Source organism: Azospirillum sp. TSH64 (assembly GCF_003116035.1).
In the GTDB taxonomy this organism is placed as follows: domain Bacteria; phylum Pseudomonadota; class Alphaproteobacteria; order Azospirillales; family Azospirillaceae; genus Azospirillum.
Window position 1 is genome coordinate 5256197 of sequence record NZ_LGQW01000015.1, and the last position, 22231, is coordinate 5278427.

22 protein-coding genes and 1 tRNA gene are annotated in these 22231 nt (G+C 65.5%); 19 read left to right on the top strand and 4 right to left on the bottom strand.

The annotated features are described in order from the left end of the window. Positions 1-185 precede the first annotated feature (185 nt). The 4 genes from TSH64_RS25175 (at position 186) to TSH64_RS25190 (ending at position 5483) form a co-directional block, all read left to right on the top strand. Positions 186-2213 (top strand): methyl-accepting chemotaxis protein, encoded by a 2028-nt coding sequence (locus TSH64_RS25175; RefSeq protein ID WP_146208066.1) that lies wholly within the window; start codon positions 186-188, stop codon positions 2211-2213. 206 nt (positions 2214-2419) lie between these two features. Beyond that, a complete protein-coding gene (lon, locus tag TSH64_RS25180) occupies positions 2420-4834 on the top strand; it encodes an endopeptidase La (protein WP_109449225.1) in 2415 nt (804 codons plus the stop codon). Between the two features lie 198 nt (positions 4835-5032). After that, entirely contained in the window at positions 5033-5305 is a 273-nt protein-coding gene (locus TSH64_RS25185; protein ID WP_012974523.1) for an HU family DNA-binding protein, read from the top strand. 103 nt (positions 5306-5408) lie between these two features. Further along, positions 5409-5483 (top strand) — tRNA-Val (locus TSH64_RS25190). 98 nt (positions 5484-5581) lie between these two features. On the opposite strand, the gene TSH64_RS25195 is transcribed toward TSH64_RS25190, so the two are convergent. Then, complete coding sequence (locus TSH64_RS25195) at positions 5582-6484, bottom strand: DMT family transporter (RefSeq protein ID WP_109449228.1); 903 nt, start codon at positions 6482-6484, stop codon at positions 5582-5584. Positions 6485-6699: 215 nt separating this feature from the next. Here TSH64_RS25195 and TSH64_RS25200 point away from each other — a divergent pair, with 215 nt between their 5' ends. The 4 genes from TSH64_RS25200 to TSH64_RS25215 all read left to right on the top strand — a co-directional run bounded on the left by TSH64_RS25200 (position 6700) and on the right by TSH64_RS25215 (position 9142). Continuing rightward, the gene (locus TSH64_RS25200) at positions 6700-7713 is read left to right on the top strand and encodes a hypothetical protein (protein WP_109449230.1); all 1014 of its coding nucleotides are present in this window, start codon (positions 6700-6702) and stop codon (positions 7711-7713) included. A gap of 10 nt (positions 7714-7723) precedes the next feature. Further along, on the top strand, positions 7724-8194 hold the full coding sequence (locus tag TSH64_RS25205; RefSeq protein ID WP_109449232.1) for a hypothetical protein: 471 nt from the start codon (positions 7724-7726) through the stop codon (positions 8192-8194). Positions 8195-8291: 97 nt separating this feature from the next. Further along, positions 8292-8822: a hypothetical protein gene (locus tag TSH64_RS25210; protein WP_109449234.1), complete on the top strand. Its 531-nt coding sequence runs from the start codon at positions 8292-8294 to the stop codon at positions 8820-8822. Beyond that, complete coding sequence (locus TSH64_RS25215; protein WP_109449236.1) at positions 8816-9142, top strand: LuxR C-terminal-related transcriptional regulator; 327 nt, start codon at positions 8816-8818, stop codon at positions 9140-9142. Before TSH64_RS25210 ends, TSH64_RS25215 begins: the two co-directional genes overlap by 7 nt. Positions 9143-9382: 240 nt before the next feature. Here TSH64_RS25215 and TSH64_RS25220 read toward each other — a convergent pair whose 3' ends face one another. Next, positions 9383-11647, bottom strand: a complete 2265-nt coding sequence (locus tag TSH64_RS25220; RefSeq protein ID WP_109449238.1) for a DNA topoisomerase — start codon at positions 11645-11647, stop codon at positions 9383-9385. An 87-nt stretch (positions 11648-11734) separates the two neighbouring features. On the opposite strand from TSH64_RS25220, the gene TSH64_RS25225 reads away from it, so the two are divergent. The 9 genes from TSH64_RS25225 to TSH64_RS25265 all read left to right on the top strand — a co-directional run bounded on the left by TSH64_RS25225 (position 11735) and on the right by TSH64_RS25265 (position 19698). Continuing rightward, positions 11735-12508 (top strand): trypsin-like serine protease, encoded by a 774-nt coding sequence (locus tag TSH64_RS25225; protein ID WP_247873139.1) that lies wholly within the window; start codon positions 11735-11737, stop codon positions 12506-12508. A 95-nt stretch (positions 12509-12603) separates the two neighbouring features. Beyond that, positions 12604-12951 carry a RidA family protein gene (locus TSH64_RS25230; protein ID WP_063634880.1) on the top strand — a complete coding sequence of 116 codons (348 nt, stop codon included), beginning with the start codon at positions 12604-12606 and terminating at the stop codon, positions 12949-12951. A 229-nt stretch (positions 12952-13180) separates the two neighbouring features. Next, positions 13181-15322: an elongation factor G gene (gene fusA, locus TSH64_RS25235; protein ID WP_109449242.1), complete on the top strand. Its 2142-nt coding sequence runs from the start codon at positions 13181-13183 to the stop codon at positions 15320-15322. A gap of 362 nt (positions 15323-15684) precedes the next feature. Next, positions 15685-16161: a tetratricopeptide repeat protein gene (locus TSH64_RS25240; RefSeq protein WP_247873140.1), complete on the top strand. Its 477-nt coding sequence runs from the start codon at positions 15685-15687 to the stop codon at positions 16159-16161. 282 nt (positions 16162-16443) lie between these two features. Beyond that, positions 16444-16812 carry a 30S ribosomal protein S13 gene (gene rpsM, locus TSH64_RS25245; RefSeq protein ID WP_012974491.1) on the top strand — a complete coding sequence of 123 codons (369 nt, stop codon included), beginning with the start codon at positions 16444-16446 and terminating at the stop codon, positions 16810-16812. A gap of 15 nt (positions 16813-16827) precedes the next feature. Next, a complete protein-coding gene (gene rpsK / locus TSH64_RS25250; protein ID WP_012974490.1) occupies positions 16828-17226 on the top strand; it encodes a 30S ribosomal protein S11 in 399 nt (132 codons plus the stop codon). Positions 17227-17361: 135 nt separating this feature from the next. Next, the gene (locus TSH64_RS25255; protein ID WP_098739536.1) at positions 17362-18378 is read left to right on the top strand and encodes a DNA-directed RNA polymerase subunit alpha; all 1017 of its coding nucleotides are present in this window, start codon (positions 17362-17364) and stop codon (positions 18376-18378) included. Positions 18379-18539: 161 nt separating this feature from the next. Beyond that, the gene (gene rplQ, locus TSH64_RS25260; protein ID WP_109049822.1) at positions 18540-18968 is read left to right on the top strand and encodes a 50S ribosomal protein L17; all 429 of its coding nucleotides are present in this window, start codon (positions 18540-18542) and stop codon (positions 18966-18968) included. 151 nt (positions 18969-19119) lie between these two features. Next, entirely contained in the window at positions 19120-19698 is a 579-nt protein-coding gene (locus TSH64_RS25265; RefSeq protein ID WP_098739538.1) for a YqaA family protein, read from the top strand. Positions 19699-19726: 28 nt separating this feature from the next. Here TSH64_RS25265 and TSH64_RS25270 read toward each other — a convergent pair whose 3' ends face one another. Continuing rightward, positions 19727-19999, bottom strand: a complete 273-nt coding sequence (locus TSH64_RS25270) for a hypothetical protein (protein WP_146208067.1) — start codon at positions 19997-19999, stop codon at positions 19727-19729. A gap of 124 nt (positions 20000-20123) precedes the next feature. Here TSH64_RS25270 and TSH64_RS25275 point away from each other — a divergent pair, with 124 nt between their 5' ends. Further along, positions 20124-20489 (top strand): hypothetical protein, encoded by a 366-nt coding sequence (locus TSH64_RS25275; RefSeq protein WP_146208068.1) that lies wholly within the window; start codon positions 20124-20126, stop codon positions 20487-20489. Positions 20490-20499: 10 nt separating this feature from the next. After that, on the top strand, positions 20500-21819 hold the full coding sequence (locus TSH64_RS25280) for a replication-associated recombination protein A (protein ID WP_109449250.1): 1320 nt from the start codon (positions 20500-20502) through the stop codon (positions 21817-21819). A gap of 73 nt (positions 21820-21892) precedes the next feature. Here the strand turns inward: TSH64_RS25280 and TSH64_RS25285 are convergent, their stop codons facing one another. Further along, entirely contained in the window at positions 21893-22120 is a 228-nt protein-coding gene (locus TSH64_RS25285) for a hypothetical protein (RefSeq protein ID WP_109449252.1), read from the bottom strand. Positions 22121-22231: the final 111 nt, after the last annotated feature.

Consider the following 22231-nt stretch of genomic DNA (forward strand, 5'->3'; position numbering starts at 1 on the left):
CAACAAATTTAACGAATATAAAAAGATAACGCCGTAATGTCGGCGCAGAGACATTGGGTAGGGTGGATGATCTGCCTTCATTCCAGGCTTGGCATCACCGCTATCCATTGTTTGCGCACGAATATTGCGGTGAGCGGGAAATGAAAATACGCAGTTTCCTTTACGTTTGCTTGGCGTGCGTCGGAGTGGTCGCTTCGGTTCCGGCCACTTGGCTTGCGGTGCAGGAAATCAACTCGGCCGGCCGGGCATCCGCTGCCAGGGACGTGGTGGACGTGCTGGGCGCCGCCACTGCTGTGAACGAGGCGATGGCGCTCGAGCGCGGCGTCGTCAACCTGCCGCTGACGGCAGGAACGGCGATCGACGACGGTGGCCGGGACTCTCTCAAGAAGGCCCGTGCACAGTCCGACGCTGCGCTCGCCCGCTACGTTGCCGCCGCCAAGGCGCTGGGCGACCCGAAGTCCGCCGACGAGACCGCCGCCCTGGGCAACAGTCTGGCGACCGTCCGCGCCCAGGTCGACGGCTGGCTGGTGAAGGACCGGTCCGGTCGCCCGACGGACGCCTCGGCGCAGTTCTTCGCCGGCATGGTCAAGGTCACGAGCCAGGTCGGGGTGACGATGAACCGACTCGGCCATCGCTTGAACGACCTTGATGCCACCGTCGGCGACCGGGCCGACATCGCGGTTCGCGCCGCCCAACTGCGGGAAATGGCCGGCCAGCAGTCGGTACTCTATCTGCGCGCACTGGGAACCGGCAAGCCGATGACCCCTGAGGCCGAAGCGGAGGCGATGACGCTGGAGGGGCGGATCTCGGCCAATTGGGAGTCGGTCGAGGACGATATCGTCACCGGCGAGATGGAGCCGGCCCTGCGGATGGCGCTGGAGACTGCCCGGAAAGGCTACATTCAGGGTTTCGGTGGCTTCAAGACCCGCGTTCTGACCGCATCGCGGGCGGGCAGGCCTTATGATTTGGACGGTGCGGAATGGCGCCGCTCGGCCTCGCCCCTGCTGCAGGACCTGCTGGTGATCCGCGACGCCGGCTTCGCCGTCGGGCGGGAACTGGCCGACAGCCATCAGGCCTCGGCTCTGCGTCATTTGATGCTGGCGGCTGGAATCATCGTCGCCGGGCTCGGCGCATTGCTGGGTGTGGCGGTTGCGATCACGCGCCGGGCCTCGCGTCCCATCGTCGAACTGGCCCGGATCGTCGGTGCGATTGCCGGCGGCCGGCGTGACCTCGACGTCCTCCACCGGAACCGCTCGGATGAAATCGGCGAGATGGCCGCGGCAATCGACGTGCTGCAAACCAGCGCCCGCGGGGCCGACGACGCCGAAGCCCGCCGCCGGACGGAACTGGAGCAGCGCGAGGAGAACCGGCGCGCCATGGAACGGGCGACGCAGGATTTCGTGGCGCAGCTCGAATCTGTGGTCGGACATCTGTCCGCCACGGCGGACTCCGTGCGCAGCAACTCCGAACGCCTGTCGTCCGCTGCGGAAAGCGCCTCGTCCCTCTCGTCCTCCGTGGCATCCGCCTCGGAACTGGCCAACGGCAACATCCAGACGGTCGCGGCCGCCGCGGAGCAGCTGCAATCCTCCATCGGCGAGATCAGCCGCCGGATCGACGACGCGTCCCGGATCGCCCAGGATGCGGTGCGCGAGGCCGGCAGCACGGCCGGGATCGTCGCGACCTTGGCCGACCGTGCCGCCGGCATCGGCTCGGTGGTCGATATGATCAGCTCCATCGCCTCCCAGACCAACCTTCTGGCGCTGAACGCCACCATCGAGGCCGCCCGTGCCGGTGAAGCCGGCAAGGGATTCGCCGTCGTCGCCAGCGAAGTGAAGAATCTGGCCGGCCAGACCGCGAAGGCCACCGACGACATCCAGCTTCGCGTCGGGGAGATTCGCGACGTCAGCGGCAGTGCGGTGACCGCCATCGACGCCATCAGCCGCACCGTCGCCGCGATCAGCGAGGCGGCGTCGGCCGTCGCCGCAGCGGTGGAGCAGCAGAATGCCGCCACCCGCGAGATCGCCCGGAACATCCAGGCGGCCGCCCAGGGCACCGTGGAGGTGTCCGGCAGCATCGGACAGGTCGCTTCCACCGCCGAAAGCACGCGCGTCGCGTCCGGAGAGCTGCTGACCGCATCGCGCGGCCTGTCGCATGAGGCCGGAACACTGCGTACGACCGTCGATGGCTATGTGAACCGCCTCAAAACCGCTTGATCCGGCAAAAACGGGGAGGGAAGCGGCGGTTTCCTGCCAGGTTGCGGCTTGGAAACCGCCCTTGGGGGTTGTCAGCCCCTTGAAGGCCGCAGGGCCGTGTGCCACGTTAGTCGGGTGCCGTAGGCGATCTCCGCGCTCAACCCGAGGCGGGGGCTGTGTCAGGCCCATTCCGGGCTGGCGGCGATCCATTCATTGAGGCCCTGCCCATGATCGAACTCTCCCGTGGTGCCCTCTACCCGGTCCTGCCGCTGCGCGACATCGTGGTCTTCCCCCACATGATCGTGCCGCTGTTCGTCGGGCGCGAGAAGTCCGTGCGCGCGTTGGAAGACGTGATGAAGGATGACAAGCAGATCCTGCTCGTCACCCAGAAGAACGCTGCGCAGGACGATCCGACTCCGGCCGACATCTACAGCGTCGGCACCGTCGGCACCGTGTTGCAGCTGCTCAAGCTGCCGGACGGGACCGTCAAGGTGCTGGTGGAAGGCGGCCAGCGGGCCGCCATCACCAAGTTTGCCGACAATGAGGAGTTCTTCCAGGCCCAGGCCGAGCTGGTCGAGGAAAAGACCGGCGAGAACCAGGAGCTGGAGGCGCTGAGCCGCGCCGTCGTCTCCCAGTTCGAGCAGTACATCAAGCTGAACAAGAAGATCCCGCCGGAAGTGCTGGTCTCGATCAACCAGATCGAGGAAGCCGGCAAGCTGGCCGACACCGTCGCGTCGCATCTGGCGCTGAAGATTCCGGAAAAGCAGCAGCTGCTGGAATGCGCCACCGTGTCGGAGCGTCTGGAGCGGGTCTATGCCTTCATGGAAGGCGAGATCGGCGTGCTGCAGGTGGAAAAGCGCATCCGCAACCGCGTCAAGCGGCAGATGGAGAAGACTCAGCGCGAATACTACCTGAACGAGCAGCTGAAGGCGATCCAGAAGGAACTCGGCGAGACCGAGGACGGCCGCGACGAATCGGCGGAGCTGGAAGAGAAGATCAACAAGACCCGCTTCTCCAAGGAAGCCCGCGAGAAGGCGCTCGCCGAGCTGAAGAAGCTGCGGTCGATGAGCCCGATGTCGGCCGAGGCCACCGTGGTCCGCAACTACCTGGATTGGATGCTGTCCATTCCGTGGAAGAAGCGCACCAAGGTGAAGCGTGACCTGAAGCTGGCCCAAAAGGTGCTGGACGACGATCATTACGGTCTGGAGAAGGTCAAGGAGCGCATCCTCGAGTATCTCGCCGTCCAGAACCGCATGAACAAGGTCAAGGGACCGATCCTCTGCCTCGTCGGACCGCCCGGCGTCGGCAAGACCTCGCTCGGCAAGTCGATCGGCAAGGCCACCGGCCGCAACTTCGTCCGCATGTCGCTGGGCGGCGTTCGTGACGAGGCCGAGGTCCGCGGCCACCGCCGCACCTATATCGGTTCCATGCCCGGCAAGGTCATCCAGGGCATGAAGAAGGCGAAGTCGTCGAACCCGCTCTTCCTGCTCGACGAGATCGACAAGCTCGGCGCCGACTGGCGCGGCGACCCGTCGTCGGCCCTGCTGGAGGTCCTGGATCCGGAGCAGAACGGCACCTTCAACGACCATTACCTGGAGGTCGACTACGACCTGTCCGACGTGATGTTCGTCTGCACGGCCAACACGATGCGCATGCCGCAGCCGCTGCTGGACCGCATGGAGATCATCCGCGTCGCCGGTTACACCGAGGACGAGAAGGTCGAGATCTCCAAGCGCCACCTGATCGAGAAGCAGATCGAGGCGAACGGCCTGAAGAAGGGCGAGTTCACCATCTCCGATGACGCGCTGCGCGATCTGGTTCGCTACTACACGCGGGAAGCCGGTGTCCGTTCGCTGGAACGCGAGATCGCCAACCTTTGCCGCAAGGCGGTGAAGGAGATCCTGCTGAAGAGCGGCGGCAACGCCAAGGTCGCGGTCACCCGCCGCAACCTCGACAAGTATGCCGGCGTCCGCCGTTTCCATTATGGCGAGGCGGAGCTGGAGGATCTGGTGGGCGTCACCACCGGTCTGGCCTGGACCGAAGTCGGCGGCGAGCTGCTGTCGATCGAGGCCGTGGGCCTGCCCGGCAAGGGCCGCGTCACCACCACCGGCAAGCTGGGCGACGTGATGAAGGAATCGGTCCAGGCGGCCGAGAGCTACGTCAAGTCGCGCGCCACCGCCTTCGGCATCAAGCCGACGCTGTTCGAGAAGAAGGACATCCACGTCCACGTTCCCGAAGGCGCCACGCCGAAGGATGGCCCGTCGGCCGGTGTCGCCATGGCCACCTCCATCGTCTCGGTGCTGACCGGCATTCCGGTGCGCAAGGATGTGGCGATGACCGGCGAGATCACGCTGCGCGGCCGGGTGCTGCCGATCGGCGGCCTGAAGGAGAAGCTGCTGGCCGCCCTGCGCGGCGGCATCAAGCATGTGCTGATCCCGAAGGACAACGAGAAGGATCTTGCCGACATCCCGGACAACGTGAAGCGCGGGTTGGAGATCATGCCCGTCGGCACGGTGGACGAGGTGCTGCGCAACGCGCTGGTCCGTCCGCTGGAGCCCATCGAGTGGACCGAGCCGGAGGTCGAGGCGGCCGCGGCGAAGGCTCAGGAGAAGGGTGCCGACGGCGAGGCTCTGCGTCACTGATCCGGGACCGGCGGTCGCGATCCGATCGTGACCGCCGCCCTCGGGCGTGACTTTTGGGACAAGAGCCGCTTTGCCGCCCGTCGGGAATTGACGGGCAGCAAGCGCTGTGCTTATCCTTTGCTTCCAAAAAGTCGTGGACGAAAAGTCCTGGGGCGGCTTTTGTCTTTCAGTATTTGCTGAATTTCGAAGGGGGATTGCGTGAACAAGAACGATCTCGTGGCGCATGTTGCCGAAGCGTCCGGTTTGTCCAAGACCGACGCCACGAAGGCCGTCGACGCCGTGTTCGACAGCATTGCCGAATCCTTGAAGAACGGTGATGAGGTCCGTCTGGTCGGCTTCGGCACTTTCGCGGTCGCTGAGCGTCCCGCGACCGAAGGCCGCAATCCGCGCACCGGCGAGAAGATCGACATCCCGGCGTCCAAGCAGCCGAAGTTCAAGGCCGGCAAAACTCTGAAGGACGCCTTGAACTAAGCGCTTATCAGCGCTTGAAGTTTTTGGCCCGCTCAGGGCATAGTGCGGCCGGCCGGGCACCACCCGGCCGGCCTGCCTTTGAGTGCGAAGGCTTGTCCGGTTCGGGCGATTAGCTCAGCGGTAGAGCGTCTCGTTTACACCGAGAATGTCGGGGGTTCGATCCCCTCATCGCCCACCAATCTTTTCAATGACTTAACGGTAATTCCAAGGCCCCTCCGAGGGGCCTTTGCCGTATCTAGGTGACAACTAGGTGGATCACCGCGAGATACATGAATGTCATGCTTTCGCGAGCTGCTCAACCGGACGGCGGAGGCCTGCGGCTTTCTCGGGGGTGATCGTCACTATCAGAGCCGCCAGCAGGACGAAGATCCCGCCGACCCCCGCCAGGACCCCCGGCACCTCGCCGAACAGAAGCCAGCCCATTATGGCCCCGACCGGCACGCCAAGCAGATCCAGAGGCGCCAGCATGCCGACGGGAGCCAGAGCGAAAGCGCGAGCGGCGAAAAGCTGCGCACCGGCGGCACACAGCCCCAGCATTACGAGAACCGGCCAGTCGGTGAGAGGCGGCATCACCCATGACGGCAGGGCGACCGGCAGTGTGCCGATGACGGCGGCAGCGCTGTAGATCAGGACGATCAGTGGCGCCGAGTTGGTGCGGGTGAGCCTGCGGACGGTTGTCTGCGATCCGGCGGAGGCGACGGCGGCGGTCAGGGCGGCCAGGATACCCAAGCGCGAGTCAGGAGCTTGTATCTCCGGCCAGGACGATAGAAGGACGCCCGCGAAGCCCAGCACGACGGCGCTCCACACCAGTGGTCCCGATCTTTCCCCCAACATCCACCGACCGGCGATGGGCATCATCAACGTCCGGCTGATGTAGAGAACCATCGCCAGTGCCAATGGGAGAACGGTCACGGCATAGAGCAGGCCAAAGATCGCAACCACCCCCAACAGGCAGCGTATGGCATGTCCCTGCAGATCCCGCGCCTTTTTGAGGTCGGCCAGAAGCCGCCATGTTCCGGCCACCATGACCGCGGCAACCAGAGACCGTATGAACGTCATCTCTATGGCCGGCAGCTTCGTTCCAAGCAGCTTCGCCGCAGCGCTGCCGGCACAGAATGCGACAACGGAGCCCACAGCCCATAAAGCGGCAGCGACACTGCCATTCGTCGCGATTCGCATGCCTGAAAACCTCATTTCACACCAAACGCGCATTGCCGGGTATGCAATTACCTGTTGCGGTACTGTTCGCTGCTTTCTACCCGTTGCGCGGCAGCAACAGTTCTGGTGTACAAGTCCCGAAAATTGCCGCTCGGTGGCAAAATTGCCATTTTGATGGTGCCACCCGTGAGTAGCGTTGGCAATGTGGATTTGCCACTTGAGAACTCCGGAATCCCATGGCCACAACCGAGATCCCGAAAGAGCTTTGCGAACTGATCAAAACCGCTGCCGATGTTCGGGGGGCGATCCTGATTTATGAGCGCAACGTCGTCGTCTTCGCGAATTCGGAGGCTCGGGAGCTGCATCACCAGCACGACTGGTCCACAGTCATCACGTTCGACGATATTTTTCAAGTCGGCGTCGAGCGCGGCCGGATCACCGAGCCGGCCATCCTTGCCGACCCGGAAGCACACCTCGCTTACGCAAAGATGGCGCGGGCGAGAGAACTGAGCTTCCAATTTCGCCGCAACTACGACGGCGTTCCGTATGACCGGTATCACACCGGTCTGAGCGCCGAGTGGAACGCACAGATCTGGGTGCCGGTTCGACCTTCCGTGTATGACCTCGACGACTCGTCCGTGCCGAGTCTGCAAGCACTTTCGATGCGCAACCGGGCTCAGGCGACGATGGCGGCGTTGCTGGAGCGGATGGGGGTGGCTGCGGCGGTCGTAACCGCCGATGCCCGGCTGATCGACAGCTCTTCGCTCATGGTGCGCCGTCTGCGCATCGGCGATGTGCTGGAGCGCGGACTTGGCAATCGGCTGACCTGCGGGGATGCGCAAAGTGCGGTGCGCCTGCACCAGGCCATCGCGTCGGTGGCGGCCGGCCGCGGCAGTGAGGCCCTCGTCCCGATCTGCGACGGCGTCGCCGTCCAACTCGTCGCGGTGATGCCCGCGCGAGCGGGGCAGGCCATCGTCGTCATGCAGGACCTCGCCCGGCCGGAGCCTCTGCAGGAAATACTGATCTCCGCCTTCGGTTTGACGAAGACGCAGGCCGAGGTCGCCGTGCGTGTCGCGGCTGGGGAGTGCGCCGAGCAGATCGCGGTGGCGCTCGATCGGAAGCTGGGTACGGTCCGGCGGCAAATCGCCACGTCGAAGGAAAAGATTGCCGTCGGAGGGCAACAGGATATCGCCCGTGTCGTAACACGGGCGGCAACATTATTCGGTGGCATTCCGCCATTGAATTCATAGAGGAAGCAATATGGCGAACCTTGAATATGTGAAGAACTACGATTTCTCGCGCGTGATTGCTCACATGGTGCGTGATGGTCTTTCGGAGGACGAAGCGGCGCAGTCGGCCGATCACCTGCGGGCCTTCATGGTTCTGAACGCCATGCACCTCGACGCACCGACCTGCCTGGTGGCCTGGGAAGGCATGGAGCCGGCATGGCATGCCTTCATCCTCGATACCCGCGCCTATGCATCATTCTGCGAGCGGGCTTTCGGGCGCATGCTTCACCACTGGCCGGATGCCTATGGCACTGACGAATTCCGTGCCGGCTGGTCGAAGACTGTCGAACTGGCTGCCAAGCATTTCGGAATCTTCCTGGATCGTGACCCGGAAGCCCGTGAAGCCAACCGTGGCAAGCAGTGGAACATGGCTGCGCTCTGCAACCGTCCCTTGGAGCAGGGCGAAGACCCCGAGGATCCCATCATCCGACAGGTCGCCTGATCGCGGCTGACGGGCGCCCGCTTGCGCCAACAAGCGGGCGCCCTCTCCGGGTCGGTCAGCCAGCCCAGACGATCAACCGAAGCCCTAGGAAGCAACGATGATCAACCGCCAGCATACCGCCGTAGGCGGCGGGTGCAAGGGTAAGAGCATGCCCGAAGCGCAATTGCCGTATATCGATCACCTATCCATCGACCAGCTTCGACGGCGAGCGGCTGATGATCGCGCAGACGCGCTGGCGTTGATCGGCGGCTCCTCGCCCGGAACCCTTTCCATGCTGTTGGAAGATGCCGAGCGATGCGAGGCGAGGGCGACCATGCTCGAACAGCGGTGCAGCGACTCCATCCCCGGCGGCCCGGGTGACCTGACGATCGAAGTTGCCATCGCTCAGTTGATGCATGCGGCGCGTGGCCGTGTGGTCGGTGATCGCGCGGGGCGCTCGGGATCGCCCATCACCGCAATAAAGGCCGACATCCTGCGCAATGTGGAGCGCGGCACCGCTTATGCCTTTGTCGCCCATTGCGCCGACTCCACACGCTTCCGCCTGCAGTCCACCCCTCAGCCGACGCTGGAGGCTGCCTACGTCGCGGCCGTCCGCTCCCTGACATCCATGGCGGTGAGGCAATGCTGATGCCCTGCATCGAGCCTTCCACGCGGCTGCGCACACCGGTCGGCACGGCGCTGGAGGCGGACGTGGGGGCGTCGCAATCCCGCGGACGGGATATGATGGCACGTCTTGGTCGGCTGACGGCGCGCGAGGTCGACGTGCTGGTGCGCCTCGTTGCCGGAAAAAGCTCCAAAGCCATCGCGGCCGATCTCGGCATCAGTTTCAAGACGGTGGAGTGCCATCGCGCCCGCGTCATGGAAAAGCTCGGATGTTCCGGTCTCTTCGAACTTGGCCGCGCCTGGGAGGCCGCCGTGTGGAGCAGCGGCCGTAAGGTCCCGCGATAACGGCCGCGCTGCGAAAGCGCCGGGTGGGCGCCCCCTTGTTGCGGTCACTCTTCGCCGCAGGGGGTCGGCTGGTCCCTCATGCCGAAACAGCCTTGCCTGGCATCGTACGGGAACTGGTACTGCCGCAGGACATGGCGGCCGGTGTTGATGAAGGGTGCCCTCTTGAGGGGACGGCAATCTGGCTGAAACCACGCAAATCCAGCTGATCGCACAACCGTTCACGCGGCTATCAATAGGCGGTCAGCGGGCGTGCTGATCCAGGAAGCCGCGGCATTGATCGAAATCGCGCAGGCACGGGTCGGGCAGGGCGATGCCCTTGCGCTCGGCGAGACTGCGGGCGAAGGCGACCATGCGCTCGGTCGGTTCGCGCCGACGCCGGGCGTCGGAGTTGGGCGCGTCGGCAACCGGAGTGCTTTCCGAAATGGCGGCAGCCGGCGGGGCACTGCCATCGGCCTTTGCCTTGCGGGTGCGCCGCGGCTTCGGCGCCACAGCCTCTCCGTCGGTGGATGCCGTTGCCTTGCGCGTCCGTCGACGCACCGGCTTCGCTGCATCACCGGGTGCCGTAGGAACGCCGCGGACCGTCTTCCCCCTTGCGGTCGTGCCGCGGCGGGAGAATCGTGCCTTCGGGGCAGGCAGGCCGAGGTCGAGCGCGGTGCCGCGTTGTCCGACCAGCGCACCGATCAGCCGGTCGGCCTCGCTGGCGATGGCGTCGATCACGCGGCGGAAATCGGCGCGTCCGGTTACCACCTCGTCCAGCTTCATTTCCCACAGTGCTGTGGTGCCGGGATCGACCAGGGTCGGGGCGGCGGCGCGCAAGGTCTCGAACAGATGCAGGCCGGCCGGGGTCGGCACCAGCCATTTGCCGTCCGCCCCCAGCAGGTTCTGCTTGCGCAGACCCTTGATCACCTCGGCGCGGGTGGCCGGGGTGCCGATGCCCTTGGCCTCTTTCAACCGGTCGCGCAGAGCCGGGTCCTCGACGAACCTCCAGGCATTCTGCATGGCATCGACCAGCGTGCCTTCGTTGTAGCGTGGCGGCGCCTGGGTGCGCTTGGCCTCCACCTTGGGATCGCTGAGCGTCGCCGGTTCGCCGTCGGTCAGCGGCGGCAAGGTCTGTTCGGTCTCCTCCTCCGGCTTGCCGTCGGATTCGGCCGAACCGAAGGCGGCCTTCCAGCCCAGCTTCAGCGGGATGCGGCCGACGGCGCGGAAGGCGACCGGCTTGATGCCTCCGGGCGTCGGCACCGGCACCGGCATGGTCACGCTGGTCTGGCGATACTCGTAATCCGGCATCACCGCCGCAAGGTATGACCGGCAGATCAGCGCAAACAGCCGCTTCTCGTCATCGGTCAGCCGGAAGAGCCGCGATTCCAAATCGTCCAGCACATTGACATTGGGGATCACCGCATGGTGCGACACACCTTCCAGCGCCTTGTCGCAGAAATGGCCGGACTTGCCCTTGCGGATCACCGGGCGCCGAATATCCATGTGGTTGTCCAGATGCGCGAAGCCGCGCAGCCGGGTCAGCGCCCCGACGATGGCGGGCACATCGGCGATCTGGTTTTCCGACAGGTATCGCGCCTCGGCGCGCGGATAGGTGATGAGCTTCTTGCCGTCGCCGTCATACAGTTCCTGCGCCACTGCCAGCGTACGGTCGGCGGTCCAGCCCCAGCGCTGGCCACAGGTCTTCTGCAGCGACGGAAGGTCGTAGAGCTTGGGCGGTGCCTGCCGTTTCTCCTCCACCGTGACCGTCAACGGTCCGCGGTGGGTGTCGGCGGCACGCGCGATGGCCTCGGCGGCGGCGCGGTCCTTGATGCGGTCCTTCGGCGCCGGGGCATGGCGCATCTGGAAGCTGCCCTCGGCCACGGTGGCTGTCGCCACCACCTCGAAATAATCCTCCGGCTTGAAGTTGCGGATCTCCAGCTCGCGCAGGCAGACGATGGCCAGCGTCGGGGTCTTGACCCGGCCGATGCCGATGACGCCGCGGGTGCCGGGGGCCAGCAGGGTCTTGGTCGCCGTGCGGGTCAGCGACAGGTTGTAAATTTGGTCGGCCTGCTGGCGCGCCACCGCGGCCTCGTAGAGCGGCCGCATGCTGTCGTTCGGCTTCAGCGTGGCGAAGGCGTCGCGCAGGGTCTTGGGATCCTGGGCTGTGAAAAGCGCGCGCCGCACCTTGCCGCGATAGCCGACATGCTCCAGGATTTCCTGGCCGATCAATTGGCCTTCGCGGTCGCAGTCGGTGGCGAGGATCACCTCGTCGCAGCCGCGCAGCGCGGCGGTGATCGCCTGCAGCTTCGCCGCCTTGTTGCCGCCCTGGTCGGGCCGGGTCGGATAAAGACCGTCCGGCTTCAGCAGGGTCGACGACCAGCGCTTCCAGGCCGGGTCGACCTCGTCAGGCTCGGCAAGGCGCAGCAGATGGCCCTCGGCCGGCAGGATGCGGCCGTAGCGGTCGCCCAGGGCCGCGCGCAGGTCCTTCGCCTGGCTGGATTTCTCGGTGATGATCAGCGTCGCCATGCGCCGGAGGATACGGGATTGAAGGAAACGGAGCAAGAACATGCGCGCGGTCGGCGTGGCTTTCGGCACGGTGCTGTTGCCGCGGCCTTGGCCGGTCTGGCGATGCTGGCCGGCGTGCCTGCAGCCCATGCGGAGCGGCCGCTGCTGCCCGGCGTTGGCCCGGGCGACCGGCGGGTACCGGTCGACGCGGCCGCCGATCCCTGGCGCAGCGTGGTGCGGGTGCAGACCAACCTGGCCGGACGCTGCACCGGGGCGCTGGTCGGCCGGCGCACGGTGGTGACCGCCGGCCATTGCCTGTTCAATCCGCGTACCCGGCGCTTCCTCCAGGCGTCGTCGCTGCATGTCCTCTTCGGCTATGACCGCGGCGCGTTCACCCGCCATGTCACGGTGGCGCGGGTGGCGACCGACCCGGCTTACGACCCGGCTGCGGCGGCGCCGATGCTCGCCGGCGACTGGGCGGTGCTGACCCTGGCGGAACCGGCGCCGGACCAGGTGCCGCCGCTCCCCGTCAGCGAGGCGCCGCTGCGGCCCGGCACGCCGCTGATGCTCGGCGGTTACAGCCAGGATCGGGCGCAGATCCTGATGGCCGACAGCGCCTGCCATCTGCTGGGGGAAAGCGGCGGGCTTCTTGTGCACGACTGCGATGCCACGCGCGGGACCAGCGGCGGGCCGCTGCTGGTGCGGACGGTGCGCGGCGCCGGGGCGAACGGCGGGGCAAGCGACGCGGCGAATGGCGGGGGGTGGGCGGTCGCTGGAGTCGGCGTCGCCGCCGGAAACGCACCGGCCGTGCGCAATTTTGCGGTCCCGTCGGCGCGTTTCGCCGCACTTTTGGCGAAGGATACCGCCGCGGGTCAGCCCTGAGCGGCGGAGGCGCATTTTTTTCTTCGCGCGCGGCCCCGAATGGCATAGACGTACCCGCATCTTTTTCAGCCCCCGGAACCCGGAGTCTTTCCGTCATGTCGATCCAGCGCTTCCACACCGGACCGCGCATGAGCCAGATGGTCGTCCACAAGGACACGGTCTATCTCGCCGGTCAGGTCGCCGACGAGCCGACGCCCGACGTCGAGCGTCAGACCATCCAGATCCTGGCCCAGATCGACGCCCTGCTGGCGGAAGCGGGCAGCGACAAGAGCAAGCTGTTGTCGACCACCATCTATCTGGCCGACATCGCCAGCTTCGGCGCGATGAACAAGGCTTGGGACGCCTGGGTCGATCCGGCCAATCCGCCGGCCCGCGCCACGGTGGAAGCCAAGCTGGCCGCACCCCAGTATCTCGTTGAAATTCAGGTCACCGCTGCTAAATAAGGCGGCGGAAACGGGGCGACCCGGCAGCCTCGGTTGGGGTGTGCCGGCGTGGCCCGAACGCTGTGAGGGCCGCGCGCTTCAATATTCCGACAAATTGCTTGTCGGTTTACGGAATGTTAATGACGCCTTAACAGATCGCCCGTAAAACCCCGACCAACCTCTGCCGCCGAAGCGGACGACCCCTGACGGTCGCGCTTCGGTTGTCGCGTTACTGCAATGGAACCGCAACATGCCGCGCCAAACGCCACTGTCTGACATTCGGAACATCGGCATCATCGCCCACGTCGACGCGGGCAAGACGACGACCACCGAGCGCATTCTGTACTACACCGGTCGCAAGCACACGATCATCGACGTCCACGAGACGAAGGATCTGAAGACGTCGACGACGACCGACTACATGGAGCAGGAGCAGAAGCGCGGCATCACCATCCAGTCGGCCGCGGTTTCGACCTTCTGGCGCGAGAAGAAGATCAACGTCATCGACACCCCGGGCCACGTGGATTTCACCATTGAGGTGAACCGCTCGCTCCGCGTGCTCGACGGCGCGGTGGTGGTGTTCGACGGCGTCGCCGGCGTGGAGCCGCAGTCGGAGACCAACTGGCGTCTGGCCGACAACTACAACGTGCCGCGCATCTGCTACGTCAACAAGATGGATCGTTCGGGCGCGAACTTCCAGCGTTGCGTCAGCATGATCAAGAGCCGCCTGAACGCGCGTCCGGTCTGCATCCAGGTTCCGCTCGGCTCGGAAGACAATTTCCGCGGCATGGTCGATCTGGTCGAGATGAAGGCCTATGTCTGGTTCTCGGACGACAAGGATGCCAAGTGGGAGATCTGGGAGATCACTGACGATCTCGCCCAGAAGCTCAACCTGAGCGTCAAGGAAGACCTCGACAACATCGCCAGCATCCCGGCGCTGCGCGCCGAGTTGGTCGACACTGCGCTCGAGCAGGACGACGCGGCGATGGAAGCCTATCTGGAGAGCGGTGAGGAGCCGTCGGCCGACGTGCTGCGCGCCTGCCTGCGCAAGGGCACCATCACCAGCGCCTTCACGCCGGTGCTCTGCGGCTCGTCCTACAAGAACAAGGGCGTCTGCCAGGTTCTGGACGCGGTCGTCGATCTGCTGCCGGCCCCGACCGACGTCGAGGCGATCAAGACGGTGGACGAGGACGGCAACCCGAACGGCGAGCGTCTCAGCTCCGACGACGCGCCCTTCTCGGCGCTGGCCTTCAAGGTGCTGAACGACACCTACGGCTCGATGACCTTCGTGCGCGTCTACTCGGGCGTGCTGACCAAGGGCATGTCGATCCTGAACTCGACCCGCGGCAAGCGCGAGAAGATCGGCCGCATGGTCGAGATGTACGCGAAGGACGCCAACCCGATCGAGGAAGCCCGCGCCGGCGACATCATCGCGCTCGTCTCCCTGCAGGAGACCGAGACCGGTGACACGCTGTGCGACGCCTCCGCGCCGGTCATCCTGGAGCGCATGCGCTTCCCGGACCCCGTCATCAGCGTCTCGGTCGAGCCGAAGACCAAGGGCGAGCAGGAGAAGTTCTCGATCGCGCTCGGCAAGATGGTCCGCGCCGATCCGTCGCTCCGCCTGGAGACCGACCGTGAAACCGGCCAGACCATCCTGCGCGGCATGGGCGAGCTGCACCTGGAAGTGACGCTCGACCGCATGCGCACGGAGTTCGGCGTGGAAGGCAACATGGGCAAGCCCCAGGTCGCCTACCGCGAGACGATCACCAAGCCGGTCGAATACACCTACACCCACAAGAAGCAGACCGGCGGTTCGGGCCAGTTCGCCGAGGTGAAGATCGTCTTCGCGCCGCGCGAGCGGGGCGAGGGCTTCGAGTTCCTCGACGAGACCGTCGGCGGCACGGTTCCGCGCGAATATGTGCCCTCGGTCAAGAAGGGTCTGGAGATGCAGAAGGAAGACGGCGTCCTCGCCGGCTACCCGACTGTGGACTTCAGCGCCCGCCTGGTGGACGGCAAGTACCACGACGTCGACTCGAACGCCCTGACGTTCGAAATCGCCGCCAAGGCCTGCTTCCGCGAGGCTCTGCCGAAGGCCGGCCCGATCCTGCTCGAGCCGGTCATGAAGGTCGAGATCGTCACCCCCGACGACTACCTGGGCGACGTCATCGGCGACGTGAACCGTCGTCGCGGCACCGTCCTGGGCCAGCTGGAGCGTGGGTCGAACATCGCCGTCGAGGCCAATGTCCCGCTGAACGAAATGTTCGGCTACATCGGCCAGCTGCGCGGCATGACCTCGGGCCGTGCGTCCTACACGATGGAGTTCAGCCACTACGAGCCGGTGCCGCGCAACGTCACCGACGAAATCGTGGCCGGCCGCAACAAGGCCGCCTGATCGCTTGGCTCCGACTTTTCGGGGCTGGCAATCGGGAGACATCCGGTAAAGCAGACGGCCGGCGGAGCAATCCGCCGGCCGTTCGCCGTTTCAAGGGGCGGAGGATGGAAACAGGGGCATAAGGCCTTCCGTTCCAGGCCGACCCTTCGCCTGCACCGACGGCATAAGGGACATAGGTCGGCAGCCTAACGCGCCGGGGCGGCGGCCAATGACCAATTCATTATCGTTTTGCAACCAAAAAATAGTTGGCAGTTTGTCGAATCCGTGCCCAAATTTGGAGCATGACGATTCGACGCTTCTTTTCCTTGACTGTGCTTTTGACGCTGACCCTCGGGGTACCGGCCGGGGCAGGGCAGGGGAACATGCGTCTGGACAGTCTTTTCCAGGCTTTGAACACCACCACCGACGCGACCTATGCCGAATCGGTGGAGGAGCATATCTGGGACTTCTGGCTCGATCATCCCGACCCGGTGATGGTGCGCGACATGCGTGCCGGGGTGAACAGCCTGAACGGCGACGACTATGATTCGGCCCTGCACGCCTTCGACGCCGTGGTCGCCCGCGACCCGTCCTATGCGGAAGGGTGGAACAAGCGCGCCGCCACCCACTACATGCTGGGCGACTACCGCGGCGCCATGTTGGACCTGCATCACGCGCTGTCGCTGGAGCCCCGCCATTTCGGAGCGCTGGTGGAGTTGGGGCTGGTGTATCTGGCGTTGGGCGATGAGAAGCCTGCTTTGCGCGCCTTCGACGCGGCGCTGAAGATCAATCCGCATCTGACGCGGGTTCGGGCGCAGGCCGATGCGATCCGCAATCGCCGGGCGGGAACCGATCTGTAGAACGACCGGGTCCGCCATCCGTCATTCCTGGTGCCGCTGCAAGCCCATCGCGGCTGCCGTTGATGCACGGGGCTGCGCCGCATGACGGGGTGTCCGGACGTTGCCCGCAATCGGTCTTGACAAGTTCCAGGGTTTTCCTATAGTCGCACCCTCTCGCCGCCCTGCGTGGGTGGCGGGTAACATTGTGCGTTCCCGGCCCCGGCCTTGTGTCGGGCGGGATTTGCTCGGTGTGTAGGCGGCCCGACGGGCTGCCGTTGAGATATCGAGACTGAGGAGAGTAGCGTGGCGCGTATTGCTGGCGTCAACATCCCCGCGCAGAAGCGCGTGGAGATCGGGTTGACCTACATCCATGGCATCGGCCCCTTCAAGGCCAAGGAAATCTGCGCGAAGCTGGAAATCCCGGCCGAGCGTCGCGTGAACGAGCTGACGGACGACGAAGTCCTGAAGATCCGCGAGACCATCGACGCCGACTACCGCGTCGAGGGCGATCTTCGTCGCGAAGTCGCCATGAACATCAAGCGTCTGATGGATCTGGGCTGCTACCGTGGCCTGCGTCACCGCAAGGGCCTGCCGGTCCGCGGCCAGCGCACCCACACGAACGCCCGCACCCGCAAGGGTCCGGCCAAGCCGATCGCCGGCAAGAAGAAGTAAGAGGACGAACGCAAAATGGCCAAGCCCTCCGCCGCTTCTCAGCGCCTGCGTCGTCGCGAGCGCAAGAACATCACCGCTGGCGTCGCTCATGTGAACGCCTCGTTCAACAACACGATGATCACCATCACCGACGCGCAGGGCAACACCATTGCCTGGTCGTCGTCGGGCACCATGGGCTTCAAGGGTTCGCGCAAGTCGACGCCCTACGCCGCCCAGGTCGCCGCCGAGGACGCTGGCCGCAAGGCCCAGGAACACGGCATGAAGACCCTGGAAGTCGAAGTGAAGGGTCCGGGTTCGGGGCGTGAGTCCGCGCTCCGCGCCCTGCAGTCGATCGGCTTCCAGATCACGTCGATCCGCGACGTCACGCCGATCCCGCACAACGGGGTTCGCCCGCCGAAGAAGCGTCGCGTCTGATTTAGTTCTGTTTCCGCACCCGCGGGGAACGACCGTTCCGGGACAGGGGGCCGCAGCCATCGCGGCCCCCTCAGCATGGGAACGGCTCGGGCCCCGCGGGTTCGTGTTCACCCGATGGCATCTTGAGGTCTATCCGTGCTTCAGAAGAACTGGCAGGAACTGATTAAGCCGAGCAAGCTGGACATCCAGCCCGGTGACGACGCCGACCGCTTCGCGACCGTGGTCGCCGAGCCGCTGGAGCGCGGCTTCGGTCTGACGCTCGGCAACGCGCTGCGCCGCATCCTGCTCTCCTCTCTGCAGGGTGCCGCCGTCACGTCGATCCACATCGACGGCGTGCTGCACGAGTTCTCGTCCATCCCCGGCGTCCGCGAGGACGTGACCGACATCGTCCTGAACATCAAGACGATGGGTCTGCGCATGGGCGGCGACGGCCCGAAGCGCATGCGCCTGCGTGCCGAAGGCCCGGGCGAGGTCAAGGCCGGCATGATCGAGACCGGTCCCGACATCCAGGTCATGGATCCGGAACTGATCATCTGCACGCTGGACAACGGCGCGCGGCTGAACATGGAACTGACGGTCGAGACCGGCAAGGGCTACGTCCCGGCCAGCCAGAACCGTCCGGAAGACGCCCCCATCGGCCTGATTCCGATCGACGCCCTGTTCTCGCCCGTGCGCAAGGTGTCCTACAAGGTCGACAATGCCCGCGTCGGGCAGGTCACCGACTATGACCGCCTGTCGATGACGGTGGAGACCAACGGTTCGGTCAAGCCGGACGACGCGGTGGCTCTCGCCGCCCGCATCCTGCAGGACCAGCTGCAGCTGTTCATCAACTTCGAGGAGCCGACGCACGCCGTCTCCGAGGAGAAGCACGAGGAGGTTCCGTTCAACAAGAACCTGCTCCGCAAGGTGGACGAGCTGGAACTGTCGGTCCGTTCGGCCAACTGCCTCAAGAACGACAACATCGTCTACATCGGCGATCTGGTGCAGAAGACGGAGGCGGAAATGCTCCGCACCCCGAACTTCGGCCGCAAGTCGCTGAACGAGATCAAGGAAGTGCTGTCCCAGATGGGCCTGCACCTCGGTATGGAAATCCCGAACTGGCCGCCGGAGAACATCGAAGAGCTGGCCAAGCGTCTGGAAGAGCCGTACTAAGCATCTCAGCATTTTGCCGCGCCCCGTCCGCCTTCGGGCGGGAGGGGCGCATTCCCCAGGGCCGCCACGGCCCGACCCGGCTGCCGTACCAGCATTACGACTGGGCGGCGGGGTTCACGATCGGCTCCCCGAGGGGGGCCATGCCATGAAGGAGGACCGCCATGCGTCACGGCGTTTCGGGACGTAAGTTCAGCAAGACCAGCAGCCACCGCAAGGCCATGTTCTCGAACATGGCGAACGCGGTGATCAAGCACGAGCAGATCACCACCACCCTGCCGAAGGCGAAGGACCTGCGTCCGATCGTCGACAAGCTGATCACGCTCGGCAAGAAGGGTGGCCTGGCCAACCGTCGTCTGGCTTTCGCCCAGCTGCGCGACAACGAGACGGTGACCAAGCTGTTCACCGTCCTGGCCGACCGCTACAAGGACCGTCAGGGTGGCTACAGCCGCGTCCTGAAGGCCGGCTTCCGCTACGGCGACGCCGCCGACATGGCGGTGTTCGAGCTGGTCGAGCGTGACGTTTCGGCCAAGGGTCAGAACTCCGGCCCGACGCAGGACGTTGCCGAGGCCGAAGGCGAGACCGCCGAGTAACATGACCGGCAGTCGCGCCGGTCTCACGCCCTGTGCGGCATCGGGTCCCAGGGCCCCGTATCGCACAGGACGGGATCGCCGATATCGGTGATATATTAAGCCCTTCCTCCGGTTCGCCGGAGGAAGGGTTTTCTCATTTGTGGCCGGTCAAATGTTGCGTTCTCTTTACACACGCCTCCAGCGCCTGTCCGCCCGCGACGATGCCGTCTGGTGGATGTCGGCGATCTCCTTTGCCGAAAGCTCCTTCTTCCCATTGCCGCCGGACGTGATGCTGGTGCCGATGTGTCTGGAGAAGCCGAAGAGGCTGTGGTTCTACACCAACATCTGCGCCTTTGCGTCGCTGCTCGGCGGAATGCTGGGCTATGCGCTCGGCTTCTATCTGTTCGAGAGCGTCGGGCGGATGATCATCGACTTCTACAATGCGCAGGAGTCGTTCCAGCATTTCCAGGAGATGTTCTCCGAGTTCGGCCCCTGGTTCCTGATCCTGAAGGGGGTGACGCCGATCCCCTACAAGCTGCTGACGATCACCGCCGGCTTCGCCCATCTCGACCTGACGGTCTTCATCCTCTGTTCCATCGTCGCGCGCTTTTCCCGATTCTACATGATCGCCATCCTGCTGCACTTCTACGGTCCGCAGGTTCAGCACATCATCGAAAAGCGCCTGATGCTGGTGGCCACCGTCCTGCTGGTCGTGGTGGTCGGCGGCCTCCTCAGCTTCAAGTTCGTCTAACCGGGCCCTCCAGATCAGTCCAGGCCGATCAATCCGGCATGCCCTGGTCCTGGCGGTCCCGCCGGGACGGCGGCAGGGCGTCGCGGTCGGCACGGTCGCGGCGCACGATCAGCACGATGGCGACCGCCACGAACAGACCGCCCAGCAGCGGCACGATCATCTCGCCCATGCCGATGTTGGGCAGGGCCAGCACGCGCGAGGCCAGCATGACGAGGCCGAGGACGAGCAGGGCAAGCAGCAGCCGCAAGGACCGGTGGCGCGGCCGGTTGCGTGTCGGTCTGCCGTCCGATTCCGGTGTCATTTCAGTCATTCCCTTCTTGATGCCGATATCGGCATAGTGGGGACCGAATGGGGGATGGTCCAGAGGGGTGTGGCATTCCGTCATGCCAAAGGCCATTTCCACAACAAGAACAATAGGAGCCGTCGTGGCTATGTTCCGTCCGGTCCGTCTCGTTGCCCCGCTTGTGGCCGTGGCCCTGCTCGGTCTGTCGGCCTGCGCCGATCCGGCCTCGCGCCCCGCCGCCGGCCCGGCGCCCACCGTCACCGTGGTCCCGGGACCGTCCACCCCGCGCGCCGGCGCTGACGACCAGTCGCTGCGGATCGACGGGGGCACCGGTGCCGGTGCGTCCTGCCAAGCCCAGTGCGAGCGCAGCCACAATTCCTGCATGGATTCGGTCGCGGCCCGCAACCAGGGTGGCATCGACCGCACCGACTCGACTCCCTTCAGCCCGACCGACAATTGCAGCTATCAGTTGAGGCAGTGCTACCAGCGCTGCACCTCGGTGCGCTGAGGCGGCGATCATGGCAAAACGCGGCGAGTCGGGCGGGGATGCCGGGCTGTTCTCGGCGGCGGCTCCCCGTCCGCTCGCCGACCGGCTGCGCCCGCGCACGCTGGACGAGGTCGTCGGGCAGGACCATCTGCTGAAGCCCGACGGACCGCTGGGCCGCATGGTCGCGGCGCGGCGGCTGGCCTCCATGATCCTGTGGGGGCCGCCCGGCTGCGGCAAGACCACCATCGCCCGCCTGCTGGCCCACAGCACCGACCTGCATTTCGAGCCGCTGTCGGCGGTGTTCTCCGGCGTCGCCGACCTGCGCAAGGTCTTCGACGCCGCGCGGGCCCGCCGGGTGGCGGGGCAGGGGACGCTGCTGTTCATCGACGAGATCCATCGCTTCAACCGGTCGCAGCAGGATGGCTTCCTGCCCTTCGTCGAGGACGGCACCGTCACGCTGGTCGGCGCCACCACCGAGAACCCGTCCTTCGAGCTGAACGCCGCCTTGCTGTCGCGGGCGCAGGTGTTCGTGCTCAACCGGTTGGACGACACCGCGCTGGAGAAGCTGCTGTCGCGGGCCGAGGTCGAGATGGGCCGGCCGCTGCCGCTGGACGCCGACGCGCGGGCCGCGGTGAAGGCGATGGCCGATGGCGACGGCCGTTTCTGCCTGAACCTGTGCGAGGAACTGTTCGCGCTGCCGGGCGAGACAATGCTCGACACCAACGCGCTCGCCGCCACCATCCAGCGCCGCGCCCCGCTCTACGACAAGTCGCAGGAAGGGCACTACAATCTCATCAGCGCCCTGCACAAGTCGCTGCGCGGATCCGACACCGACGCTGCGCTTTACTGGTACAGCCGCATGCTGGACGGTGGGGAGGACCCGCGCTACATCGCGCGGCGTCTGACCCGCTTCGCGGTGGAGGATATCGGGCTGGCCGACCCCAACGCCCTGACCCAGGCGGTTGCCGCGTGGGAGGCCTATGAACGGCTGGGCAGCCCGGAGGGCGAACTGGCCCTGGCACAGCTGGTCATCTATCTGGGGACGGCGCCGAAGTCGAACGCCGGCTATACCGCCTACAAGGCGTCGGTGCGGGCGGCGAAGGAGACCGGCTCGCTGATGCCGCCCAAGCATATCCTGAACGCGCCGACCAAGCTGATGAAGACCATCGGCTACGGCAAGGGGTACGAGTACGACCACGACACGGCGGAAGGCTTTTCCGGCCAGAATTATTTCCCCGACGGGATGGCGCGGCGCGAGTTCTACCAGCCGGTGGAGCGCGGTTTCGAGCGCGATCTGCGCAAGCGGCTGGACTATTGGGCCAAGCTGCGCGAGCGGCGGGGAGAGGAATAGGCAAAGCGATTTCGCCCCGTCCTACGCCGACGCGCGGGACAGGGCGAATGACTTGCCCGAAAACAAGTGGTTCTTACGCCGCCATCCCATCGGCCGGGGCCGAGGCGATCAGGCGGTAATGGCTGGTGTCGGCGAGGACCGAACAGCTCAGGGTCTTCGAGACGCCCTCGTCCTCGGTGCTGACGACGCGGGCGTGGGGGATGCCCAGCAGGTTGACCGTTGCCGTCACCCGCCAACCGCGGCCGGCGGCGCTGCCGACCGGTTGGAAAACCTGCCCGATCTGGACATGCTTCTTGCTCATGACGGAAAACCCTCGGACGGCCGGTCGCCCATGGAGGCGCCGGCCTGTTGCGCAAAATTCAACCGACAGTTAAACGCAGCAACAAGTCGCGATCAACAGGGAAACCGTCGA

What these genes read in the sequence shown, in the direction of transcription:
- rpsK (WP_012974490.1), top strand. Translation starts at nt 16,828, where the DNA reads ATGGCCAAGCCCTCCGCCGCTTCTCAGCGCCTGCGTCGTCGCGAGCGC.
- TSH64_RS25265 (WP_098739538.1), top strand. Translation starts at nt 19,120, where the DNA reads ATGTTGCGTTCTCTTTACACACGCCTCCAGCGCCTGTCCGCCCGCGAC.
- fusA (WP_109449242.1), top strand. Translation starts at nt 13,181, where the DNA reads ATGCCGCGCCAAACGCCACTGTCTGACATTCGGAACATCGGCATCATC.
- rplQ (WP_109049822.1), top strand. Translation starts at nt 18,540, where the DNA reads ATGCGTCACGGCGTTTCGGGACGTAAGTTCAGCAAGACCAGCAGCCAC.
- TSH64_RS25215 (WP_109449236.1), top strand. Translation starts at nt 8,816, where the DNA reads ATGCTGATGCCCTGCATCGAGCCTTCCACGCGGCTGCGCACACCGGTC.
- TSH64_RS25285 (WP_109449252.1), bottom strand. Translation starts at nt 22,120, where the DNA reads ATGAGCAAGAAGCATGTCCAGATCGGGCAGGTTTTCCAACCGGTCGGC.
- TSH64_RS25230 (WP_063634880.1), top strand. Translation starts at nt 12,604, where the DNA reads ATGTCGATCCAGCGCTTCCACACCGGACCGCGCATGAGCCAGATGGTC.
- TSH64_RS25195 (WP_109449228.1), bottom strand. Translation starts at nt 6,484, where the DNA reads ATGCGAATCGCGACGAATGGCAGTGTCGCTGCCGCTTTATGGGCTGTG.
- TSH64_RS25280 (WP_109449250.1), top strand. Translation starts at nt 20,500, where the DNA reads ATGGCAAAACGCGGCGAGTCGGGCGGGGATGCCGGGCTGTTCTCGGCG.
- lon (WP_109449225.1), top strand. Translation starts at nt 2,420, where the DNA reads ATGATCGAACTCTCCCGTGGTGCCCTCTACCCGGTCCTGCCGCTGCGC.
- TSH64_RS25220 (WP_109449238.1), bottom strand. Translation starts at nt 11,647, where the DNA reads ATGGCGACGCTGATCATCACCGAGAAATCCAGCCAGGCGAAGGACCTG.
- TSH64_RS25270 (WP_146208067.1), bottom strand. Translation starts at nt 19,999, where the DNA reads ATGACACCGGAATCGGACGGCAGACCGACACGCAACCGGCCGCGCCAC.
- TSH64_RS25205 (WP_109449232.1), top strand. Translation starts at nt 7,724, where the DNA reads ATGGCGAACCTTGAATATGTGAAGAACTACGATTTCTCGCGCGTGATT.
- TSH64_RS25200 (WP_109449230.1), top strand. Translation starts at nt 6,700, where the DNA reads ATGGCCACAACCGAGATCCCGAAAGAGCTTTGCGAACTGATCAAAACC.
- TSH64_RS25240 (WP_247873140.1), top strand. Translation starts at nt 15,685, where the DNA reads ATGCGTCTGGACAGTCTTTTCCAGGCTTTGAACACCACCACCGACGCG.
- TSH64_RS25210 (WP_109449234.1), top strand. Translation starts at nt 8,292, where the DNA reads ATGATCAACCGCCAGCATACCGCCGTAGGCGGCGGGTGCAAGGGTAAG.